The sequence below is a fragment of the Wolbachia endosymbiont of Drosophila willistoni genome (assembly GCF_040084705.1).
Lineage (GTDB): Bacteria > Pseudomonadota > Alphaproteobacteria > Rickettsiales > Anaplasmataceae > Wolbachia > Wolbachia pipientis.
Map to the genome: position 1 here is coordinate 1,040,044 of NZ_CP157591.1, position 18,644 is coordinate 1,058,687.

General features: G+C 37.2%; 16 protein-coding genes and 1 pseudogene. 10 read left to right on the forward strand and 7 right to left on the reverse strand.

Annotation, left to right across the window (positions count from 1 at the left end; translation table 11 throughout):
- Positions 1 to 4: 4 nt before the first annotated feature.
- On the reverse strand, positions 5 to 922 hold the full coding sequence (gene glpX, locus ABL518_RS05370) for a class II fructose-bisphosphatase (protein WP_095742862.1): 918 nt from the start codon (positions 920 to 922) through the stop codon (positions 5 to 7).
- A 123-nt stretch (positions 923 to 1,045) separates the two neighbouring features.
- Between glpX and ABL518_RS05375 the strand changes: the two genes are divergently transcribed.
- Positions 1,046 to 2,335, forward strand: coding sequence for an ankyrin repeat domain-containing protein (locus ABL518_RS05375; protein ID WP_095742717.1), 1,290 nt, complete (start codon positions 1,046 to 1,048; stop codon positions 2,333 to 2,335).
- An 84-nt stretch (positions 2,336 to 2,419) separates the two neighbouring features.
- Here the strand turns inward: ABL518_RS05375 and ppdK are convergent, their stop codons facing one another.
- A complete protein-coding gene (gene ppdK / locus ABL518_RS05380; RefSeq protein ID WP_179949430.1) occupies positions 2,420 to 5,155 on the reverse strand; it encodes a pyruvate, phosphate dikinase in 2,736 nt (911 codons plus the stop codon).
- A 210-nt stretch (positions 5,156 to 5,365) separates the two neighbouring features.
- Between ppdK and ABL518_RS05385 the strand changes: the two are divergent.
- The 4 genes and pseudogenes from ABL518_RS05385 to ABL518_RS05400 form a co-directional block, all read left to right on the forward strand.
- Positions 5,366 to 5,611: pseudogene (locus tag ABL518_RS05385) on the forward strand (PD-(D/E)XK nuclease family transposase); the annotation flags it as partial.
- Positions 5,612 to 6,049: 438 nt separating this feature from the next.
- Positions 6,050 to 6,193, forward strand: a complete 144-nt coding sequence (locus tag ABL518_RS05390; protein WP_173862902.1) for a hypothetical protein — start codon at positions 6,050 to 6,052, stop codon at positions 6,191 to 6,193.
- Between the two features lie 37 nt (positions 6,194 to 6,230).
- Positions 6,231 to 7,778, forward strand: coding sequence for a group II intron reverse transcriptase/maturase (gene ltrA, locus ABL518_RS05395; RefSeq protein WP_010082015.1), 1,548 nt, complete (start codon positions 6,231 to 6,233; stop codon positions 7,776 to 7,778).
- Positions 7,775 to 8,503 (forward strand): Rpn family recombination-promoting nuclease/putative transposase, encoded by a 729-nt coding sequence (locus ABL518_RS05400; RefSeq protein WP_095742735.1) that lies wholly within the window; start codon positions 7,775 to 7,777, stop codon positions 8,501 to 8,503. The genes ltrA and ABL518_RS05400 overlap by 4 nt, the downstream gene beginning before the upstream one ends.
- Before the next feature lie 106 nt (positions 8,504 to 8,609).
- Here ABL518_RS05400 and ABL518_RS05405 read toward each other — a convergent pair whose 3' ends face one another.
- Complete coding sequence (locus ABL518_RS05405; protein ID WP_022626332.1) at positions 8,610 to 9,965, reverse strand: phosphomannomutase/phosphoglucomutase; 1,356 nt, start codon at positions 9,963 to 9,965, stop codon at positions 8,610 to 8,612.
- Between the two features lie 127 nt (positions 9,966 to 10,092).
- Here ABL518_RS05405 and ABL518_RS05410 point away from each other — a divergent pair, with 127 nt between their 5' ends.
- The 4 genes from ABL518_RS05410 to ABL518_RS05425 all read left to right on the forward strand — a co-directional run bounded on the left by ABL518_RS05410 (position 10,093) and on the right by ABL518_RS05425 (position 13,455).
- On the forward strand, positions 10,093 to 11,520 hold the full coding sequence (locus ABL518_RS05410) for a hypothetical protein (RefSeq protein ID WP_251371756.1): 1,428 nt from the start codon (positions 10,093 to 10,095) through the stop codon (positions 11,518 to 11,520).
- A gap of 99 nt (positions 11,521 to 11,619) precedes the next feature.
- Positions 11,620 to 12,177 (forward strand): hypothetical protein, encoded by a 558-nt coding sequence (locus ABL518_RS05415; protein ID WP_251371757.1) that lies wholly within the window; start codon positions 11,620 to 11,622, stop codon positions 12,175 to 12,177.
- A gap of 521 nt (positions 12,178 to 12,698) precedes the next feature.
- A complete protein-coding gene (locus tag ABL518_RS05420; protein WP_010081945.1) occupies positions 12,699 to 12,950 on the forward strand; it encodes a hypothetical protein in 252 nt (83 codons plus the stop codon).
- The gene (locus ABL518_RS05425; RefSeq protein ID WP_010081946.1) at positions 12,940 to 13,455 is read left to right on the forward strand and encodes an IS110 family transposase; all 516 of its coding nucleotides are present in this window, start codon (positions 12,940 to 12,942) and stop codon (positions 13,453 to 13,455) included. The genes ABL518_RS05420 and ABL518_RS05425 overlap by 11 nt, the downstream gene beginning before the upstream one ends.
- Positions 13,456 to 13,807: 352 nt before the next feature.
- On the opposite strand, the gene tsaD is transcribed toward ABL518_RS05425, so the two are convergent.
- The 4 genes from tsaD to ABL518_RS05445 all read right to left on the reverse strand — a co-directional run bounded on the left by tsaD (position 13,808) and on the right by ABL518_RS05445 (position 17,657).
- Entirely contained in the window at positions 13,808 to 14,815 is a 1,008-nt protein-coding gene (gene tsaD / locus ABL518_RS05430) for a tRNA (adenosine(37)-N6)-threonylcarbamoyltransferase complex transferase subunit TsaD (RefSeq protein ID WP_010962772.1), read from the reverse strand.
- 156 nt (positions 14,816 to 14,971) lie between these two features.
- Positions 14,972 to 15,136 (reverse strand): hypothetical protein, encoded by a 165-nt coding sequence (locus ABL518_RS05435; protein ID WP_022626335.1) that lies wholly within the window; start codon positions 15,134 to 15,136, stop codon positions 14,972 to 14,974.
- 118 nt (positions 15,137 to 15,254) lie between these two features.
- On the reverse strand, positions 15,255 to 15,992 hold the full coding sequence (locus tag ABL518_RS05440; RefSeq protein ID WP_010081987.1) for a hypothetical protein: 738 nt from the start codon (positions 15,990 to 15,992) through the stop codon (positions 15,255 to 15,257).
- Positions 15,993 to 16,520: 528 nt separating this feature from the next.
- Positions 16,521 to 17,657 carry a cysteine desulfurase family protein gene (locus ABL518_RS05445; RefSeq protein WP_010081988.1) on the reverse strand — a complete coding sequence of 379 codons (1,137 nt, stop codon included), beginning with the start codon at positions 17,655 to 17,657 and terminating at the stop codon, positions 16,521 to 16,523.
- 155 nt (positions 17,658 to 17,812) lie between these two features.
- On the opposite strand from ABL518_RS05445, the gene ABL518_RS05450 reads away from it, so the two are divergent.
- On the forward strand, positions 17,813 to 18,511 hold the full coding sequence (locus tag ABL518_RS05450) for an alpha/beta hydrolase (protein WP_010081989.1): 699 nt from the start codon (positions 17,813 to 17,815) through the stop codon (positions 18,509 to 18,511).
- Positions 18,512 to 18,644 lie beyond the last annotated feature (133 nt).

The following is an 18,644-nucleotide window of genomic DNA, read 5'->3' on the forward strand; positions in this document are numbered from 1 at the left end:
AAAGCTAACATAAGTTCTGCATTGTTTGCAGCTTTATCAGCTTATTAGGTAGAATTATTAAAGAACTAGTTGAACATATGTTATCAACTCCATCCACAAGTTCTCCGCTTGTTACTCCAGTTGCAATAAACACTGATTCACCTCTTGCCATATCTTTTACGGTGTAGATTTTTTCTGGGTCATGGATATTTAAATTTTTTGCTCTTTCTTTTAATTGATCCGTGTCAAATATTAATCTTCCCTCCATCTGCCCACCGATTGAACTCAGCGCTGCAGCCGCAAGCACCCCTTCTGGTGCCCCTCCTATTCCGATATACGTATCATGATTGCCATTTACTAGTGAAACTACGGCTGCAACATCGCCATCATCTATTAGTTTAATTTTTGCTCCTAATTTCCTGATTTTCTCTATTAATTCATTGTGCCTTTCACGTTTAAGTACAGTTACCACGAGATCATTCACTTTGCATTTTTTTGCCTTGGCTAAATTGTCTAGATTCTTTTCAATGCTATTTTTTAGTGAGACTACACCCTCTGGAAGATTTTTTCCTACTGCTATCTTTTCCATATAAACATCAGGTGCATGTAAAAAATTACCTTTTTTCGTTGCAGCAAGAACGGACATTGCCCCTGATTTGTAATGAGCACAAATCGTAGTGCCTTCAAGTGGGTCAACGGCAATGTCGATTTCAGGACCATTTCCAGTGCCAACCTTCTCGCCAATATATAGCATCGGCGCTTCATCTCTCTCACCTTCACCAATTACGATAGTACCATTTATTTCCATTGAATTTAATACTGTACGCATTGCATCAACTGCAACCTGATCAGCCTTTTTTTCATCGCCGAAGCCTGCTAGTTTATATGCAGCAAGTGCTGCAGCTTCGGTCACTTTAACTAATTTATAAGCTAAATCTTCCATCATTTGCTCGAGAATCATAAATAAAGAATCCAATATATATCATGCAACTTTAGACTGCAATATGTCTTGACTGGTTGTGGGAAAGTTGCTGTAATAAACTAACATATAGTAGTAGGTTTAGTTATGGTATATAGTAATGATGATATTAGAGAGTTGTATCGAAAGATAGCTACAATTGTAAAATATGATGATAAGGGAATTGCTAGTCTTAAAGATTTGCAAAAGGAACCAAAGTGGAAAGAAGTTAATTTCCAAGATAAATGTGAAGGAGACAATTCATTAGAAGACTTACTTCTAAAACATGCAACCGAAAATAACAACACACGCGTTAAGGATTTTCTCCTCCAAAATGGGTGTAAACCCCTTCAACAAGAGCAAATAACCGCAGCGATAAACAAGGAAGAAGAGGCACCTAATGTGGAAGAGAATAGAGCAGACAGTAATGAAGTAGATTCTAGTAACTCCATAAACCCTGGTATGACTGCTGAAGTACTTTACGGGCAACTAATACAAGGAAAAAAAACAAATTCGGCAATTTTTGACTCGTTTGCAAATGCTGTAAGAGAGTCCAATATTACCGGCGATCGTAGCGTATTTCTAGATGTTGTAAAATTGTTTACAGATTTAGATGCTGTAATCCATCTTACAGATACTGCTTCCAGGACTATATTGGATATAGCTGCAATAACAAAACAAGCTGACGTTGTTAAGGTACTTTTGGATAGTGGCAAATTTAATGAAGAAGAAAAATTGCATGCCTTGAATTCTGCTATTGTTCAAGGTAATGTCCAAGAAGTTGAGCTAATTTTAGGTTACGTGAGTCCTGCAAACAGGAAAGAGGCTTTAGAAGTGGCCATACAGGTAGGTAAAACTGAAATTGTTAATGCGTTCTTGAATAGTGGTAAGCTTAATGAAGAAAACAGAGCAAAACCTTGCAGCAGTAATGGGAACATTGGTAGTAGACCTATAGCAACAGTTCCTCTAACCAGTACCAATGGTGATAATCATAATAACAAAAACAAAACGCCTGTAATACCAGAGGAAACAAATACTAAGCAAACTGCCACACCAAATAATGATAATAAAGCTAACGGCTTCGTAGATGCTCAATTTTCTATGCCAAATGAACAAGAAACTAAATATAAAGAGAGCAAAAAGGATTTTTACACCTCATTGACAAAAGATGTTGTTGGAGTTGTTATTACAGGATTATTCATTACTGCTGCTGTAATGGTTCCATTTGTAGCTGGTGCAGTAGTTTGCAGTGTCATAGCTGCTTTGGTTGCAATATACACCGGGTTGCATGTAAAAAATTCTACATTATCAAGTTATAGGGAGATGAGAGAGAATGAAGTTGAACGTGTAACAGGATGTCATCCCAGTGCCCAGACACTGGGATCCAGAAAGCCATAATAAAAACTAGATCCAGCGTCACGCGCTGGAATGACACCCTCTGGTGGGCTCAAACCATATGAGTAGCCAACACTGCCACTATACTTACCTAGCAAATTTAGATCTAACACTAAACTGTGCTGCCACTAACTTTGCAATCGGTACTCTATAGGGTGAGCATGAAACATAATCCACCCCTGATTCGATGAGAAACTCTATAGATTTTGGATCTGCTCCATGCTCTCCACATATACCCAGTTTTATTTCTTTTCGGGTTTTTTTGCCTCTTTCAATGGCCATCTTGATTAACTCCCCTACCCCTTCGATGTCCAGCACTTCAAATGGGTCGTTTTCGAATATGTTGCTTTCCTTATAAGAATCGAGGAAATTAACTGAATCATCTCTTGAAAGTCCCATGGTTGTTTGCGTTAAATCATTAGTGCCAAAACTAAAGAACTCTGCATGTTTTGCTAACTTATCAGCAATCAGTGCTGCTCTTGGTAGTTCTATCATCGTTCCAATTGAATAAGCCTTGTCTGATGTCATTCCAGCGCGTGAAGCTGGAATCTGCGTCTGGATCCCAGCTGAGATAACAGAGGATTCTTTCTTTGCTAGCTCGCATATCAGAATAAATTCTTTCTCGCTCATGATAAAAGGAATCATGATTTCAGGCTCCACTTCTATCTTCTTTTCTTTCTTTAATTCACTTGCAGCACTAAGTATTGCCCTAATCTGCATGCTATATATTTCAGGATGAGAAATAGCAAGTCTACAACCTCGATGGCCAAGCATTGGGTTCTTTTCTGATAACTGTGCTATTTTATTTTTTACTGACTCAACTGACTTACTAAGTGATTTGGCAATTTTTTCTATAGTAGACTGATCATTGGGTAAAAATTCATGCAAAGGTGGATCAAGCAACCGTATAGTGACTTCCCTGCCCTCCATAATAGAAAATATTTCTTTGAAATCAGACTTTTGCATTTCTTCTAGTTTAATGAGCGCATTTGCCCTTTCATTTTCATCGTCAGCTATTATCAACTTTTGAATGAATTCGATTCTATCACTAGCGAAAAACATATGTTCTGTGCGACATAAGCCTATACCTTCTGCACCGAATTCTTTTGCAATTTTTGCGTCTTTTGGAGTATCAGCGTTCGCTCTCACTTTGACCGTTTTGATTTCATCTATCCAGTTGATTACCGTTTTGAATTCTTGCGATAATTCAGGTGAAATTGTAGGGAGAATGCCAAGCATAACCTCCCCTGTTCCTCCGTTGATGGTAATTGGTTCACCTTTATTTACTTTTGTATCCCCTACAGAAAAGAAAGTTCCATCTTTATCGATATAAAGTCCACTCACACTGCAAATGCATGGCTTACCCATTCCACGGGTTACAACAGCAGCATGCGAGGTCATCCCTCCCCGTGCTGTTACTATGCCACTTGCAGCATTCATTCCATTAATATCTTCAGGACTCGTTTCTGACCTTACTAAAATCACTTTTTTGCCCTGCTCTGCAGCTTTTTCAGCATCACTTGCACTAAACACTACATACCCAGAAGCAACCCCTGGAGAAGCCGGCAGCCCCTTCCCTATTACTTTTTGGTCACTCTTAACGTCAAGAACTGGATGCAATAAATTGTCAAAGGTTTTTGGATCAATTCTCAATATTCCTTCTTCTTTTGTAATCGTTCCTTCGTTTACCATATCAACTATTATGCGAATAGCAGCTTCAGCCGTGCGCTTGCCAGACCTAGTCTGCAAAATCCATAACTTACCGTCCTGCACAGTAAATTCGATATCCTGCATGTCTTTATAATGCCTTTCAAGTTTTTCACATACCACGCATAATTCTCGGTAGACACTTGGCAGCAACTTCTCCATGGTGTTTTTTTGCTCTCCGTCAATTGGCATAGGAGTATAAACACCAGAAACCACATCCTCACCCTGAGCATTAATCAGAAATTCACCAAAGTATTTTTTTTCTCCAGTTGAAGGATTTCGTGTAAATATCACACCAGTTGCAGAATTATCATTTAAATTACCAAAAACCATTGCTTGCACGTTGACCGCTGTTCCAAGGTTTTCAGGAATATTATGTATTTTTCTATAGGAAACAGCCCTATCATTTTTCCAAGAAGCAAATACTGCATTCACTGAGCTGAGCAATTGCTCTTCAACGTTCTGCGGAAAATGTTTTCCTGTTTTTTCATGTACTATCCTTTTGAAATTGTTAACAATTTCTTTTAAAACATCAACATCAAGATCAGCTAAGCTTTTTGCTCCACTCTTTTGCTGCTTATTATCAACAACATCTTGAAATAGGTGATGATCAAGCTGTAGTACAACATTGGAGTACATCATGATGAAACGGCAGTAGCTATCGTAAGCAAAACGTTCGCCACTTTTTTTTGCAAGCCCAACAACGGTTTCATCATTTAGACCAACATTTAAAATAGTATCAAGCATGCCCGGCATTGAACTAACACTACCAGAGCGTATGGAAACTAATAAGGGATTATTTAAATCCCCAAATTTACAACCGATGTCATTTTCGAGCATCGCCATGTAGTTTTTGATTCCACTACATATGTCATTCCAGTGCGTGACCACATTTTTTTCTGGATCCGAGTAGTCAGCTACTTGGATAACAGAAGATCTATTGTCTTGATAATAGACTTTGCAAGCAGAGGTGGAAATTGTGAAACCAGGTGGAACAGGAATGCCAACATTGCACATTTCTGCTAAATTTGCCCCCTTTCCTCCCAGCAGATTTTTCATTTCTGCATTGCCTTCGCATTTACCCTGGCTAAAGTAATGTATTAACTTTTCCCCCATCACTTTCTCCGGATTTTCACTGATAAACACATTGTACATATAGCTCCAATAAACCTGTGAGAACTTGAAACCTTAGGATAATAAATTTTACAAAATTTTGCAACAACGTTCCTTACAACAACATCAGTAAAGTTAACAAAAAAGACGACAAATTATTGAATTATTATTAATAAGAATATATAATATAAAGATACATTTAAAAATTTTTTTATGGCTCTTTCTAAATTTCTCGACCCCAAGAATGATGTTGCGTTCCGGCGTATTTTTGGTACTGAAAAAAATAAAGACATCCTCATTCACTTTCTCAATGATATTTTGGGGTTCACTGGCAAAGATGAAATAAAAGAAATAGAATTCCTCAGTACTATAATGGATCCTGAAATTGCCTCTGATAAGCAAAGTATAGTTGATGTTCTTTGCAGGGACTCTAGTGGGGCTAGGTATGTGATTGAAATGGTGCGACCTGAAAGCCTTCGGTCATATTGTTTAAAAGGAGAGGAATTCATTCAGAAAGAAACTGAAAGGATTCTAAAGCTTATTGAACCAGATGTTTTGCCATCTGAGTCTACGCATCAGTGCGAATTGGGTAACCAGTTGGTGCCGAGCGACGCGGACAATGAACCTCCTCTTGATAAAGAAGATGCTCAATCGTGAGAGAAAGCATAAACTACAAGCATCATGTGGTTGGAGGGCTAGGCTTAGTGGTATGGTGAACGTAAGTGAAGCTTCATAAGTATCGTAACGATTAAAGAGCTAAAGATGCTGATAAGCTCCGACCAAAAGGTAATGTGACATTTTTCATTTCTGGATGTACGCAAATCACCGGTATAGAGAAGCCACCTAACCCACTATTGTATGACAAAAGGAACAGGATAAGCCTGTATTTTCGCCTATATGGCAGGCAACCCGCAAGGAATGCTGATGGATGTGCAGGTAAAGGATAATGGAGAAAGCGAATGCCATTTTGTAACGAAATGGATAGAATTTGTAACATTAATTCGCGTGAAAACGAGCAGACTTCCATTTGGTCCCTCATGACAAGAAACTTTGTTAACCACTTAAGGTAGGAAAGCAGATGATTACAAGTACAACTGTAAGTGTACCTACCAATAACTCCGAAGCATGGAACCAGTTACCCTGGAAGAAATGCCAAAAAGTTGTTATGAGGCTACAGAGGCGTATTGTTAAGGCTGTCCAACAAGGCAGATGGGGTAAGGTGAAAACTTTACAACACCTTCTCACACGCTCTTTTAGCGGCAAAGCTTTGGCGTTTAAGAGAGTAACTGAAAACCAAGGAAAAAACACAGCAGGTGTAGATCGTCAAATATGGTCAACTTGCAACACAAAATTTCAAGGAATAAAGCTATTAAAACAAAGAGGATACAAACCTTCTCCGCTAAAACGGATATACATCAGTAAGTCTAATGGCAAAAGAAGACCTCTTGGAATCCCTACGATAAAAGATAGAGCCATGCAAGCATTATACTTGTTTGCTTTGGAACCGATAGCTGAAACGATCAGTGATCGTCACTCTTATGGTTTTAGACCAAAAAGATCCTGCGCAGACGCTACTGTGGCTTGTCACTTGTTACTGGCAAGCCGTAACCAACTACAATGGATACTCGAAGGTGATATTAAAGGGTGTTTTGATAACATTAACCATGAATGGCTCATGAAGCATATTCCTATGGAGAAGAAAATTCTTCATAGCTGGTTAAAAGCTGGCTTCCTAGAATCAAAAACTCTGTATTCCACAACTGCAGGTACCCCACAAGGTAGTATCATCTCTCCAATACTAGCAAATCTAGCCCTAAATGGACTTGAAAAATCATTGGAAAGTCAATTTGGTAAACTTGGCAGTAAAAGAAGAAGCAAAATCAGAAGTGGAGTAAATGTAATCAGGTACGCAGATGACTTTATCATTTCAGGAATCACACGTGAAGTACTGGAAAATGAAGTAAAACCTCTAGTATCGTCCTTTCTTCAGGAGAGAGGTCTTATCCTTTCCGAAGAGAAAACAAAAATTACATCTATTACAACAGGGTTTGACTTTCTTGGTTGTAATGTACGCAGGTATAATAAGAAGTTAATTATAAAACCTTCAAAAGAAAGTATTAAGAAACTTCTTAATAAAGCACGTACATTGATAAAGGCAAACATAGCGAACACTCAGGCCGTACTAATCAAGTTGCTCAATTCCCTATTAAGGGGATGGGGAAATTACTACAGCCATGTGTGTGCGAAAAGAGCTTTTAACAAAATAGACCATGAAATTATGTGTGCTCTATGGAAATGGGCAAAGAAAAGACATCCTCGTAAAGGATTACGTTGGATAAAGAATCGTTACTTCAAGGTAATGAAACAACGCCAATGGGTCTTTGCTGCACCCATATGCAAGAACAAACCGAAAGAGATAAGGTATTTAAGACTGCTTAGGTTGATTGATATACCTATCAGACGACATGTTAAAATCAGGGCGGATGCAAATCCACTTGACTTAAAATGGAAAAAGTATTTTGATGAAAGAGTGAAACAAACAAAAATGTTAGCAAGCTCTTTCTCAAGAGAAGGTTCTCTACTGTTGGTGTCACCATTAAGAATGATGTTTTCTGAGGAATCATGAAGGACAAGCCGGTTCGAGAAAAGAAGGACTTAGATAAGGGGCTCAAGCGTAGTGTGGGGAAACCTGCATGCTGCGTTTCTAAGGGAGGGAGTAGTAGCAATACTACTTCCTTACCTAACCAGCTCGCTCGTGATAAAGGCTTTGAAAAACGCGCACAACTTTATGCTGCTAAAGCTTATTCAAGGCAAGCTGATAAAGGTGATCAATATCAGGGTCTTAAAGAAATCATTTTTATAGCTATTGCTGATTGTATTCTCTTTCCTAATAAATCTGAGTATAAGTCAGATCATGTAATGTTAGACAAAGATAGCTATGAACATGATTTAAAAGATTTTTATTTTACATTTATTGAGTTACCAAAATTTCCTAAAACTAAAGAAGACCAATTGGAGAGTATAGTTGAAAAATGGATCTATTATTTTAAATATGCAGATGAAACTAGCGAAGAAGAATTGGAAAAGATAATAGGTAGTGATGTAATAATTAAAAAGGCATATGAAGAACTAAATAGATTCAACTGGTCAGAGAAAGAATTTATTGCCTACGAACAGGAAATAAAACGTATTCGTGATGAACGGGCTGTTCTTGAACAAAAACTTGATGATGCTAAAAAGGAAGGAAAAATTGAAGTTGCAAAAACAATGCTAGCTAATAATGTTGATGTCACCACTATTGTTAAGTTTACTGGCCTCTCCATGAGTGAGATCAAAGAATTGCAGAATTAAGTGGACCCGCAAACGGTTACACGAAATAATGCTGCAGCCTGACCAGGTGATAAGTACATTTAGCCTATTTATCTTTATACTTTCATGTCAATTTTATAAATCAAATTTATTTCTGTGAGTAGCTACAATTTAAAGACCTTGCTTCATCAATGTAATGGAACAAAACCTTTTTAGTAAGTTCAAAACCCTCTAAAGTCTCTCCTTCGCATCTTGCTGTAATGCAGTTTTGCGTATTTGATACCCTAAGAAGCCACCAACCTTTATTATCGGTTACCTTAACACCATCAAGATCTGAAAATACAATATTTTGCTGCTCCAGTGTTTTCTTTATTGACTCAATTATTTGAAACTTTTTCTCATCTTTCACTACAATCTTCACTTCATGAGTGATATATAACTTCGGTAAATCCTCAATCACCTGAGATAGGCTTTGGTTTTTCTTAAGCAAAATGTCAACTGCTTTAACAGCAGAATATAGCCCATCATCAAAACTTAGCTCAGAAAAGAAGAAGTGCCCGCTTAATTCACCAGCAAACTTTGCCTCTTCCTCTACCATCTTCTTCTTAACTAGTGAATGTCCAGTAGCACAGGTGATAACTTGCCCTCCTAACTTGCTAACAAAATCATGCACTTTCATACTCATTTTTACGTTAGCAATAACTTTGCTTTCTGGATATTCCTCCAACACTTCACGTGCAAAAATTATAAATAAATGGTCATTGGAAACAACGTTGCCTTTATTATCAATTAAGCGCACCCTATCGCTATCGCCATCTAGCGCAATGCCAAGATCACATCCATATTCCTTCACAATGTCAATTAATTGAGCAAGATTTTTTTCCTCTATGGGATCTGGATCATGCAGTGGAAATGCCCCATCTATAGAGTTATTGGTTACGATGTGCGTATGACCAGGCAAGATCTTTTCAATATACCTTATAATTCCACTTGCTGGACTATTTCCACAATCCCAGGCTATTTTTAATTTCTGTGTAGTATCGTTCTTCACTGCACTTTTCAATATGCTAATGTACTCACTATATATATTTATGTTAATTAAGCTTCCAATTCTTGTGCTGTTTTTAATTGGACTGCTTATAATTTCCTTCATTTCTTGATCTGAGAAGACTTTTTTATTACTAAAAAATTTAAAGCCATTATATTCGCTGGGGTTATGAGAGGCAGTTATTATGATACCAAGATCCGCCTGTGTGATTTGTGTTGCAGCGTAAAGCATAGGTGAAGAGCATAGCCCAACGCGTATAACATTTGCACCGGATAAAGTTAAGCCCCTAATTAATTCTCTTTCTATACCTGGTGAATCTATTCTGCTGTCGTAGCCGACACAAACACTAGCTACGGTTTGGCCAAACTTTCTACCTATCTCGTACCCATCATTAATCTGCAAATCTTTGCCTACTATACCTCTAATATCGTATTTTCTTATAATGGTATTGTCCATACTGTACTTCTTGAAGTGACTACTATATAACATTTTGGCCAAATGCTCAAGTTTATTTATCCAACAATTAGTTGATTTTTTAAAGAAATCTGTTAATATTATAGTATATTTTTTAAAATGTAAAATTATGCCACAGGAAAACGAAAATGTATTTATAGCTGAAAGTCAAAGTTTAGATGTAGATGAACAAAAGAAAAATGATACTTTAAATGTCATTGAATCTTGCAACGATCTTCAGGATTTTATCAAAAGACTGGAGGAAGAAAATTTAATCTGGTACTTTATTGGTCCTTTACGCAAAGATGAGAACATTACAGGACAGATAAATTTAAAGTGGGAAAAGGAGTTCCAAAAATTTGAGCAATCAATAGACGCAATGCATAAAGAACTTAAGTCGTCTCTGCCTGGTCAAAATTTCTTAGTGTATCCAACAAAGGATAATGACTTCAAAATTAGATTTGAAAATGAAGAAAAACCAATAGAAATTAGCAATATTTTAAGGACCAGCAGTGAAGGTAAGGTTTATAACATATCTTTAGGGAAAGATAGTCAAATAACTGCAACCAAAAAAGGCAGCGAAAGGCACTATGATTTTACTGGTTCAAGCTCATGTGAAATGACCATTAATTGGCAGGCTAAGGATTCTGAAGGTAACAGCATAGACTGTAGCATGACCGTAAAATTGGATTCTGGTGGTATACAGAGTGTTATTGGTGAGCCAAAATTTGGAGGAATAACGAGTTCAGAAGAAGTATTAAAGTTAGTTGGACAAAATAAAGAAGTTTTTATCAACGGAAAAACTCTGTATCAAGCTTTTACTGGCATATCCAAGAGTGTAGACGATCAGCAAGTACCAGCAGAGGAAATATTTACAAAAGATCTACATATATCACCACAGTCACCTACACCAAGCAGCAGTGGGTATTCCTCTCCTAGCACACCTTCTTCACGTAGAAGTTCTATATCCACCAGCAGTGAATTTAGTGATGAAGATGAAATATTTGAGGATGATATGTCTGGTGATGAAGAAGAGTATGAGCAAGAAGGATTAAAAGATGAAGTTGAGGAATTAGAGGAAGAAAAAGAAACATTTGCTAAATATTTTGCAGTGCAGGCAAAGCAGCTTGAGGATCTAAGATTAGAACGTGACTCCTTGAGAGATAAAGTCAATGAACAACAGCGAGCGATATTTGAAAGAGGTCAAAGAATAAAGGAACAAGAGGAAGAACTACAGGATAAAAATGATGTAATAAAGAACTTAAATGATCAGTTGAAAGATAAGGAAGGTGAAACAAATGAGGCAAATAAAGAATTACAGAGAAAATTGAAGCAAAGTGAAGCTAATTTAACTGTACTAAAGGAAAAGAATGCAAATTTGGAGAATGACCTGAAGAAAATAGTGGAAGGTTTAAAGGATGATCATAAAAAGCAGTTGGCAGAACAGTTAATGGAAACAAAAAAGGAAAACAATACATTGGCTGAAACGGCGAGCCAATTGTCTAAAGAATTAAATGAATTACAGAGAGAAAAGGAAGATTTAGAGAGGGAAATTTGACAACTTGAACCTGGAAGATCACTTGCAGATGAGCTAAGCGAAGAAAATACGAAGAGGGAAATAGAAAAACTTCAATATCAACTTAAGGAAAAGGAAGGGATGTTAACGTGTACACAGGAAGAGCTGGCATCTGTCAAAGAGAGTCTAGAGCAACTGCAGAACATATTACAGCAGGAAAAAGGTCAGGCAACTCAAACTGAAGTTGAATATGAAAGTAGAGGAACAAGCATGCAGCAGCAAGACCAAGGTATACAAGCTGTAAACAACAACTCAAGCAGAACAGCTAGTGGGTTAAGACAAGAAAACAAAAAATTGACTAGAGACAAACTAACTATATCTGAACAATTAAAACAAAAAATAAGAGAGATTGACGAGTTAAAGAAAAATTTAAAGCAACTGCAAGAAGAAAATAAACAACTAAAACAAGAAGTTACCAAAAATGCAGGAGTTGATGCATCATCTTCAACAGGTCAAAAAGAAGCTAAAGAAGCAAAAGTTATACCGCAAAACATTATGGATTGGCCTGTTCCAATTCCAGATGATAAACCGGAAGAGCAGAAAACTCCATTAGAGCCAATCAAGGTAAATACAGAATTATCAGATCCAAAATCAATCCCTGCTGAGGGTCCGGAAAAATCTCCTCCTCTTTCAAAATGATGAGTTTTGCTTCTATAGCTGACCCAAGCAACACGTCATCCCGCGATTTATTCGCGTTATCTCAGCCGCTAACACGTAGCGGGATACTTAACCGTCATACCGTGATTTATTCACAGTATCTCTTAGCCACTAACAAGCAGCGGGATGACAGCAATCCTACGTCATGCCGCCGCGGTACCTCTAGATCCCGCTAACTAGTAGCAGAATGACGAATTTTTGTTTTTCAAATTATAGCTAAACATACTGTAATTGCTATTGAATGATGGAGAGACATACTCCATTATTTTAGCACGAAGTAACAAATTCAATGAATTGGTTCTTCAAAAATAATTTAAACTTTTACAGTAGGTCATGAAATATTATAGCGATCTCATTAAAAGAAACTTTTATAAGTATCGTTGATGAGAAAGGAAAAGTTGTTAAGGAAGAAGTTGTTGCAAGCGAAAGTAAGGCAATAGCAGATTAGCCAAGGCAAAAAATACGAACCCATAGGAATAGAAAGTGGATAGTTGTCAATATCAATGTGCAAAGAGTTAAGGAGTTTTGGATTACCAGTAATTTGTGTAGACGCAAGGCATATGGCAGCAGCGTTGTCTGCAAGAATCAATAAGAATGATAAAAACGATGCGAGGGGTATAGCGCAGATGATGAGAAGTGTTAGTAAAATCAGTTGTCAAATTAAAATAGCGCTTGGAAGCAGAAGACAGCTAATGTGTAGCAAACAGCAGGTTATTGGAACAATAAGAGGGTTGTTGAAGATACATGGTCGGTAAAGGATCAAAATTTGAAACTTTCGCTTTAAGAATACAAGAGGCAATAAATAATTTGGATGAAATCAGTAGGAGTTCAATTGAAGCGTTAGTTTGTAGTTTGGAAGCAATAGAAAAGTCATTAAGAAAGCTTGACAAAATGCTTTCAGAACAAGGTGAAAAAGACGATGATTGTAAATTGTTAACTACTGTTCCAGGAGTGGGGATTATAGTAGCAATGACGTATAAAGCTGCAATTGATAACCCACATAGGTTTGAGAAATCTGATACAGTTGGAGCATATATAGGGTTGACACCAAGGCAATATTCTTCTGGAGAAGTTGATCGGCATGGCAGCATATCAAAGATGGGACCAGCGGAATGTAGAAGTATGTTATATGAAGCTGCACAAACAATGCTTACAGTTACCAAGAGGACATTTAAATTAAAAAACTGGGGTTGCGAAGAAAAAAGGAATGAAAAAAGCAATTGTAGCAGTAGCAAGAAAATTAGCTGTAATTATGCATAGGATGTTGGTTGATAAAACAGAATTTTATTATCAATAAATATCAAAAGAGCATAGGACAATAATTTTATTGAAAATAAAGATAGCAATGCCGATGGAAGGGACAAGCAAGAACTTAGTTAGACTTCGTGGTAAACATGTTGCCGTCCACTTCCGCCTAACAAGTATAATGCGGCTTGACAAATTTATTGTCATCTCAGACCGCGGAGAGAACCATATGCTACTTTTCACTTATGTAAAATTACCAAGGATTATGGAGAAGATATGCTGTTTTGATTTGTGTGAAAATTATTGTTGACTTATGTGCAATTAGAGAACCTAAGTCACTTTAGCTATAATTCAGAATTGAGAGCTTTTAATAACTCTCTAACTCCCACTTAGGTCTTGGTGCAAAATTAAGTGGATCTATATAATTTTTCTGTAACCTTTCAATTCCTGTCCATCCAACCATAATTGCATTGTCTGTACATAGGTCGTTAGGGGGAAAAAATATGTTTAAGTTTATGTGTTGTTTTAATTTTTCTCTCAAGAAATTATTTGCTGCAACTCCGCCGGTAATCACAAAGTCATTGATTTTGATATTTAAAGATTCGGCCATAATAATTGCATTACTAACCCTGTCCAGCAGTATGTCACTAATACACTCTTGAAACGAAGCACATACATCACACACATCTTGCTCGCTCATTTTAAGTTCTTGTACTAAGTTTTTTACTGCTGTTTTAATCCCAGAAAACGAAAAGTTACATCCAGAACGTTTTATCATTGCCCTTGGCAGTTTGAATCTTGTGCCATTGCCTTTTTTAGCCAACTTTTCAATTAATGGGCCTCCTGGGTAGCTTAAACCCAGCATCTTAGCAACTTTATCAAATGCTTCTCCTAGTGAATCATCGAGCGTTTCTCCAAGTTTAATGTATTTACCTACATCCTGTGCAATTAAAAATTGACAGTGACCACCTGATATTAGTAGGACTAAAAATGGAAATTTTACCTCATGCAGTAACCTAATAACCAATGCATGCGCTTCTAAGTGATTCACTGCAATGAATGGTTTTTGTGCTACATGCGCAATTGCTTTAGCCATCATTGTACCAACTATTAATCCACCTATGAGTCCTGGTCCTGATGTTGCTGCAATTGCATTGAGGTCACAAAAGTTAAGGTTAGATTTTTCCACGGCGCTTTTTATTAGACCACTTAAATGCTCCATATGAGCACGTGAAGCTATTTCAGGGATCACCCCACCACGTTTTTTGTGTTCTGCTTGGGAGAGAATTTCGTGAGCAAGGACTTGCTTGTCACTATTTACAATCGCTACTGCAGTTTCGTCGCAGCTTGTTTCAACAGCTAAAATGGTTTTCATGTATATTTAGTTACTGTATTACCAAAACTATACTTTGAAACGCTGTAGAAGTTAACTGCAAAGTTAACTTCTATAGCTAAAAGATTTACCGACAACCGTCATTCCGCTACGTGTTAGCTGATGAGATACCGCGCACAACTGTACGAACATTCATTCTTAAAGGTAAACTGCACAGCAAATGGTGTCATTCCAGTGCTTGACACTGGAATCCAGCCTTGCCGTAATCTCATCAAGAACGTTGTGTTTTAACATAAGATCAGCCACTTTTATGCTCACCAACTTAGTGCCCAATCCAAATTCCTGGATTCCAGTGTCAAGCACTGGAATGACACCATCTACTACTCAAATTACCTGCAAATTGCAATGTTCGTACACCAAAAGAATGAATCGCGGTATGACGGTTCGCGGCGGCATGACGTAGGAAAACCTGCACTATAAGCTAATCATCATCTCCAAATATAGAGCTAATTTTTTTGCCCCCAGGAGAAAATTTATTAGTCCAACTGCTTTGCACTTTGGTTACGTCTTTAGTGGCAGTTTTATTGCTGTATTCCTTGATTTCCTTATCTATTCTCTCCATCATTTGTGAATCAAGGTAGCTCTTTTTCCATTGGCCAGTAGCAAGGAACACTTTGTTTAAGTCTTGAGTGCGGATTAAGTATTCTTTATCTTTAGGGTAAACCTCCTGCGCCCAAGCAAATAGCTCAAAATAGCGTGCAAATAATTCAGATGCACGTGATTTTGCAGTTTGATAAGCCTGTATCTCCTTAAATATAACTTGGCCGATAATTTTCTGCACAAGAATATTTGCTTGCTTTAGGTTCTGCTCAATATCCTGGTAAACTTTATGGAGAAATTCCTGTTCCAAACTTAAGTTCAGTTCATTTTCAACCATGTGTGAAAGTTCATGCACTATAATGTATGGGTTTGACTTCCTCAGTACAATAACATATCTATTTACACTGGAAGACCTGATTGTCTTACACACTCCCTCTTCCATATCCACTAATCCCTCTTGGTATATTTCAAATGAGAGCCTGTTTTGCTTTATTAGTGATAAAGTGAGGTTTAATGTGTTTCTAAACTTCTCAAATTGATAGAGATATTCGACATACCGTATTGCATTTTCACTGCTTCCTACTTGAGTTGCTTGTTTTATTAAATTCCTGATTAGCATACCTTATTATTAAAGGAATTCTTTTTATACTCAAGAATTGATTGGCTACAAAGTGTTTTTAGGAAGCCTGATTGCATAGCTAAAGTAATTCATGTTTACTGATAACCGTCATACCGCTGCTTGTCAGCGGGATCTATGGTGAGATACCGCGAATGAATCCATAGCTGTACGAACATTCATTTTTGAAGGTAAATTGCACAGCAAATGGTGTCATTCCAGTGCTCTTTTTTTGTCATCCCAGTCTGGGATCTATTTTGCATGTAACTCCAATTGTGTTTTGGCATAAAACGCGACACGTATTAGACTTATTTGCAAGCAAAGCTTGCTAGATCCAAGTAGTCAGGACACTGGAATGACACCATAGGGGCACTGCCGTCATAAAGGAACCAGTGTCAGCTACTTGGATGACAGCTAGCCTAACAACCGTCATCCCGCTGCTTGTTAGCGGGATCTAGAGATACCGCGGAGTTGTAAAGTAATTTTTTACATCTAATGCTCGGCCAGTGCCTGCATGATACCACGTATTATCTATACCAAGGTGTTCTGCTTGTAGATATTATACCAACAATCCACTATTTTTTTTATGTCTTGTGGTTTAGTTTCTGGACCTATACTGATTCTAATTGAACACTCCGCTTGCTCTTTTGTTGCCCCCATTGCAAGCAAAACATGGGAAGGCTCAACTTTTCCAGAAGAACATGCGGAGCCATTACTAACTGCAATATGATTCAAGTCAAAATGCATAAGCTGCACATCACTCTTTACTCCTGGCATATAAATAAAACTTGTGTTTGGCAGCCTCTTAGAGTTTTTACCGAAGATTCTTATGTCACTGGCAAGATTTAATAATTCACACTCTAATTGATCACGTAGCTCCTTTACTTCATCCATTTTTGATAGAAGGTCTGGAATATTTTGCAGTGCAGCAGAAAGGCCTGCAATCGCAACAATATTTTCCGTACCACCACGAAATCCCTTCTCTTGTCCACCACCTATTATAATAGGTTCTATCGCAAGTTCTTTATTGAATATTAAAACTCCACTGCCTGCTACACCGCCAAATTTATGGGCGGATAAAGTGAGTAAATCCACTCCTAAATCTTCCATATTAACTTTAATTTTCCCAACACTTTGAGCAGTGTCAGTGTGGCAAATTGCTCCAAATTTGTGGGCTATTTCAGCTATTTCCTCAATAGGTTGAATAACTCCGGTTTCGTTATTTGCCATCATAACTGAAACTATTGCTTTGTTTCCTTTAAGTTCGCTTAGAATTTTTTCTAGCTCTAAAAAGTCAACAATGCCCTCCTGATTAACAGGTATTATATATGGATTACATGCAGAATTAAGAATTGAAGGATGCTCTATAGCTGAAATTATATGCAGGTAGCCTGCTATTCCTCTCATAACAAGGTTATTCGCTTCAGTTGCACCAGACGTAAAAACTATTTCTTTATCACTTGAGACGCCAATAGCACCACGTACGTTATCTCTTGCATCCTGAAGAATCTTCCTCGCTTCTTGTCCTCTTTTATGTAGTGATGATGGATTGAGCGTTTGTTTTAACAAGACCTCAAATATACTTTTTTTTACATTTTCACTAATTGGAGCAGTTGCATTGTAATCAGCATATACGCAACCACTATTTTCTAAAGAGAATGGACTCATCTGTCACTTAAATAAGTTTACCATCAACTATAGCCATAACTATGTACGTTAGCTTTAACACGATAAAAAATTTATTGCAAAAACAGCGAAATTAATACATAATTAATAACTCACGTCATTAATACCTGTCAAGCGGGTTCTTATTAGGGGTTACCATGGTTGAAGTTTTTTTGAATAATGCAACAAGAAAGATAGAAGGTGAATACCACCAAAGCAAAGATGCCAACGCGCCGGTTGTGCTGGTTTTACATCATCATCCTCAATATGGTGGTAATATGGATAGTAAAATTGTACATAGTACATATACGTCTTTTATCGATAACAATTTTTCTGCATTGAAAATTAACTTTCGTGGTGTGGGAAAATCTACCGGAACTTTTGATAAGGGTATAGGAGAATTAACTGATGCTGCGGTAGCCATTGATTGGCTTCAGGAACATAATCCTAGCAATGTTCCAATTTGGATCGCTGGTTTTTCTTTTGGAGCATGGGTGGCTATGCAGCTAACAATGCGCCGCCCTGAGATAGTGGGTTTTATTGCTCTTTCTCTTCCGGTAACTAAGTACGATTTTTCTTTTCTTTCTCCCTGTCCAGTTTCTGGGCTTATAATACAAAGCAGTAATGATACAATCTCAGAAGAAAGCGATGTAACAGAATTAGCAAAAAGGTTGATAAATTCAGTAAGAAGTGATCACATGAAATACTATATAATAGATGATACTAATCACTTTCTAAAGGATAAAGAAGAGGAAGTGACTCAAATCGTGGACAATTATATAAAACTGCGCTTGAATAGTGCAACTATTTCTTTTCAAAAGGTCAAAAAAGAGGTAAGGGTAAAAGAATATGCCTAATCTTTACAAACAAGAGAAATGAGTGTAGTAATATAAATGAAAAGGTTTTGTTATGTTTAAAAAGCTATTATTTTTTGTTTTAGCTGTGTTTATGTTATCGGGGTGTTCCCTAAGTAAACAGCGTAAGTTAAAA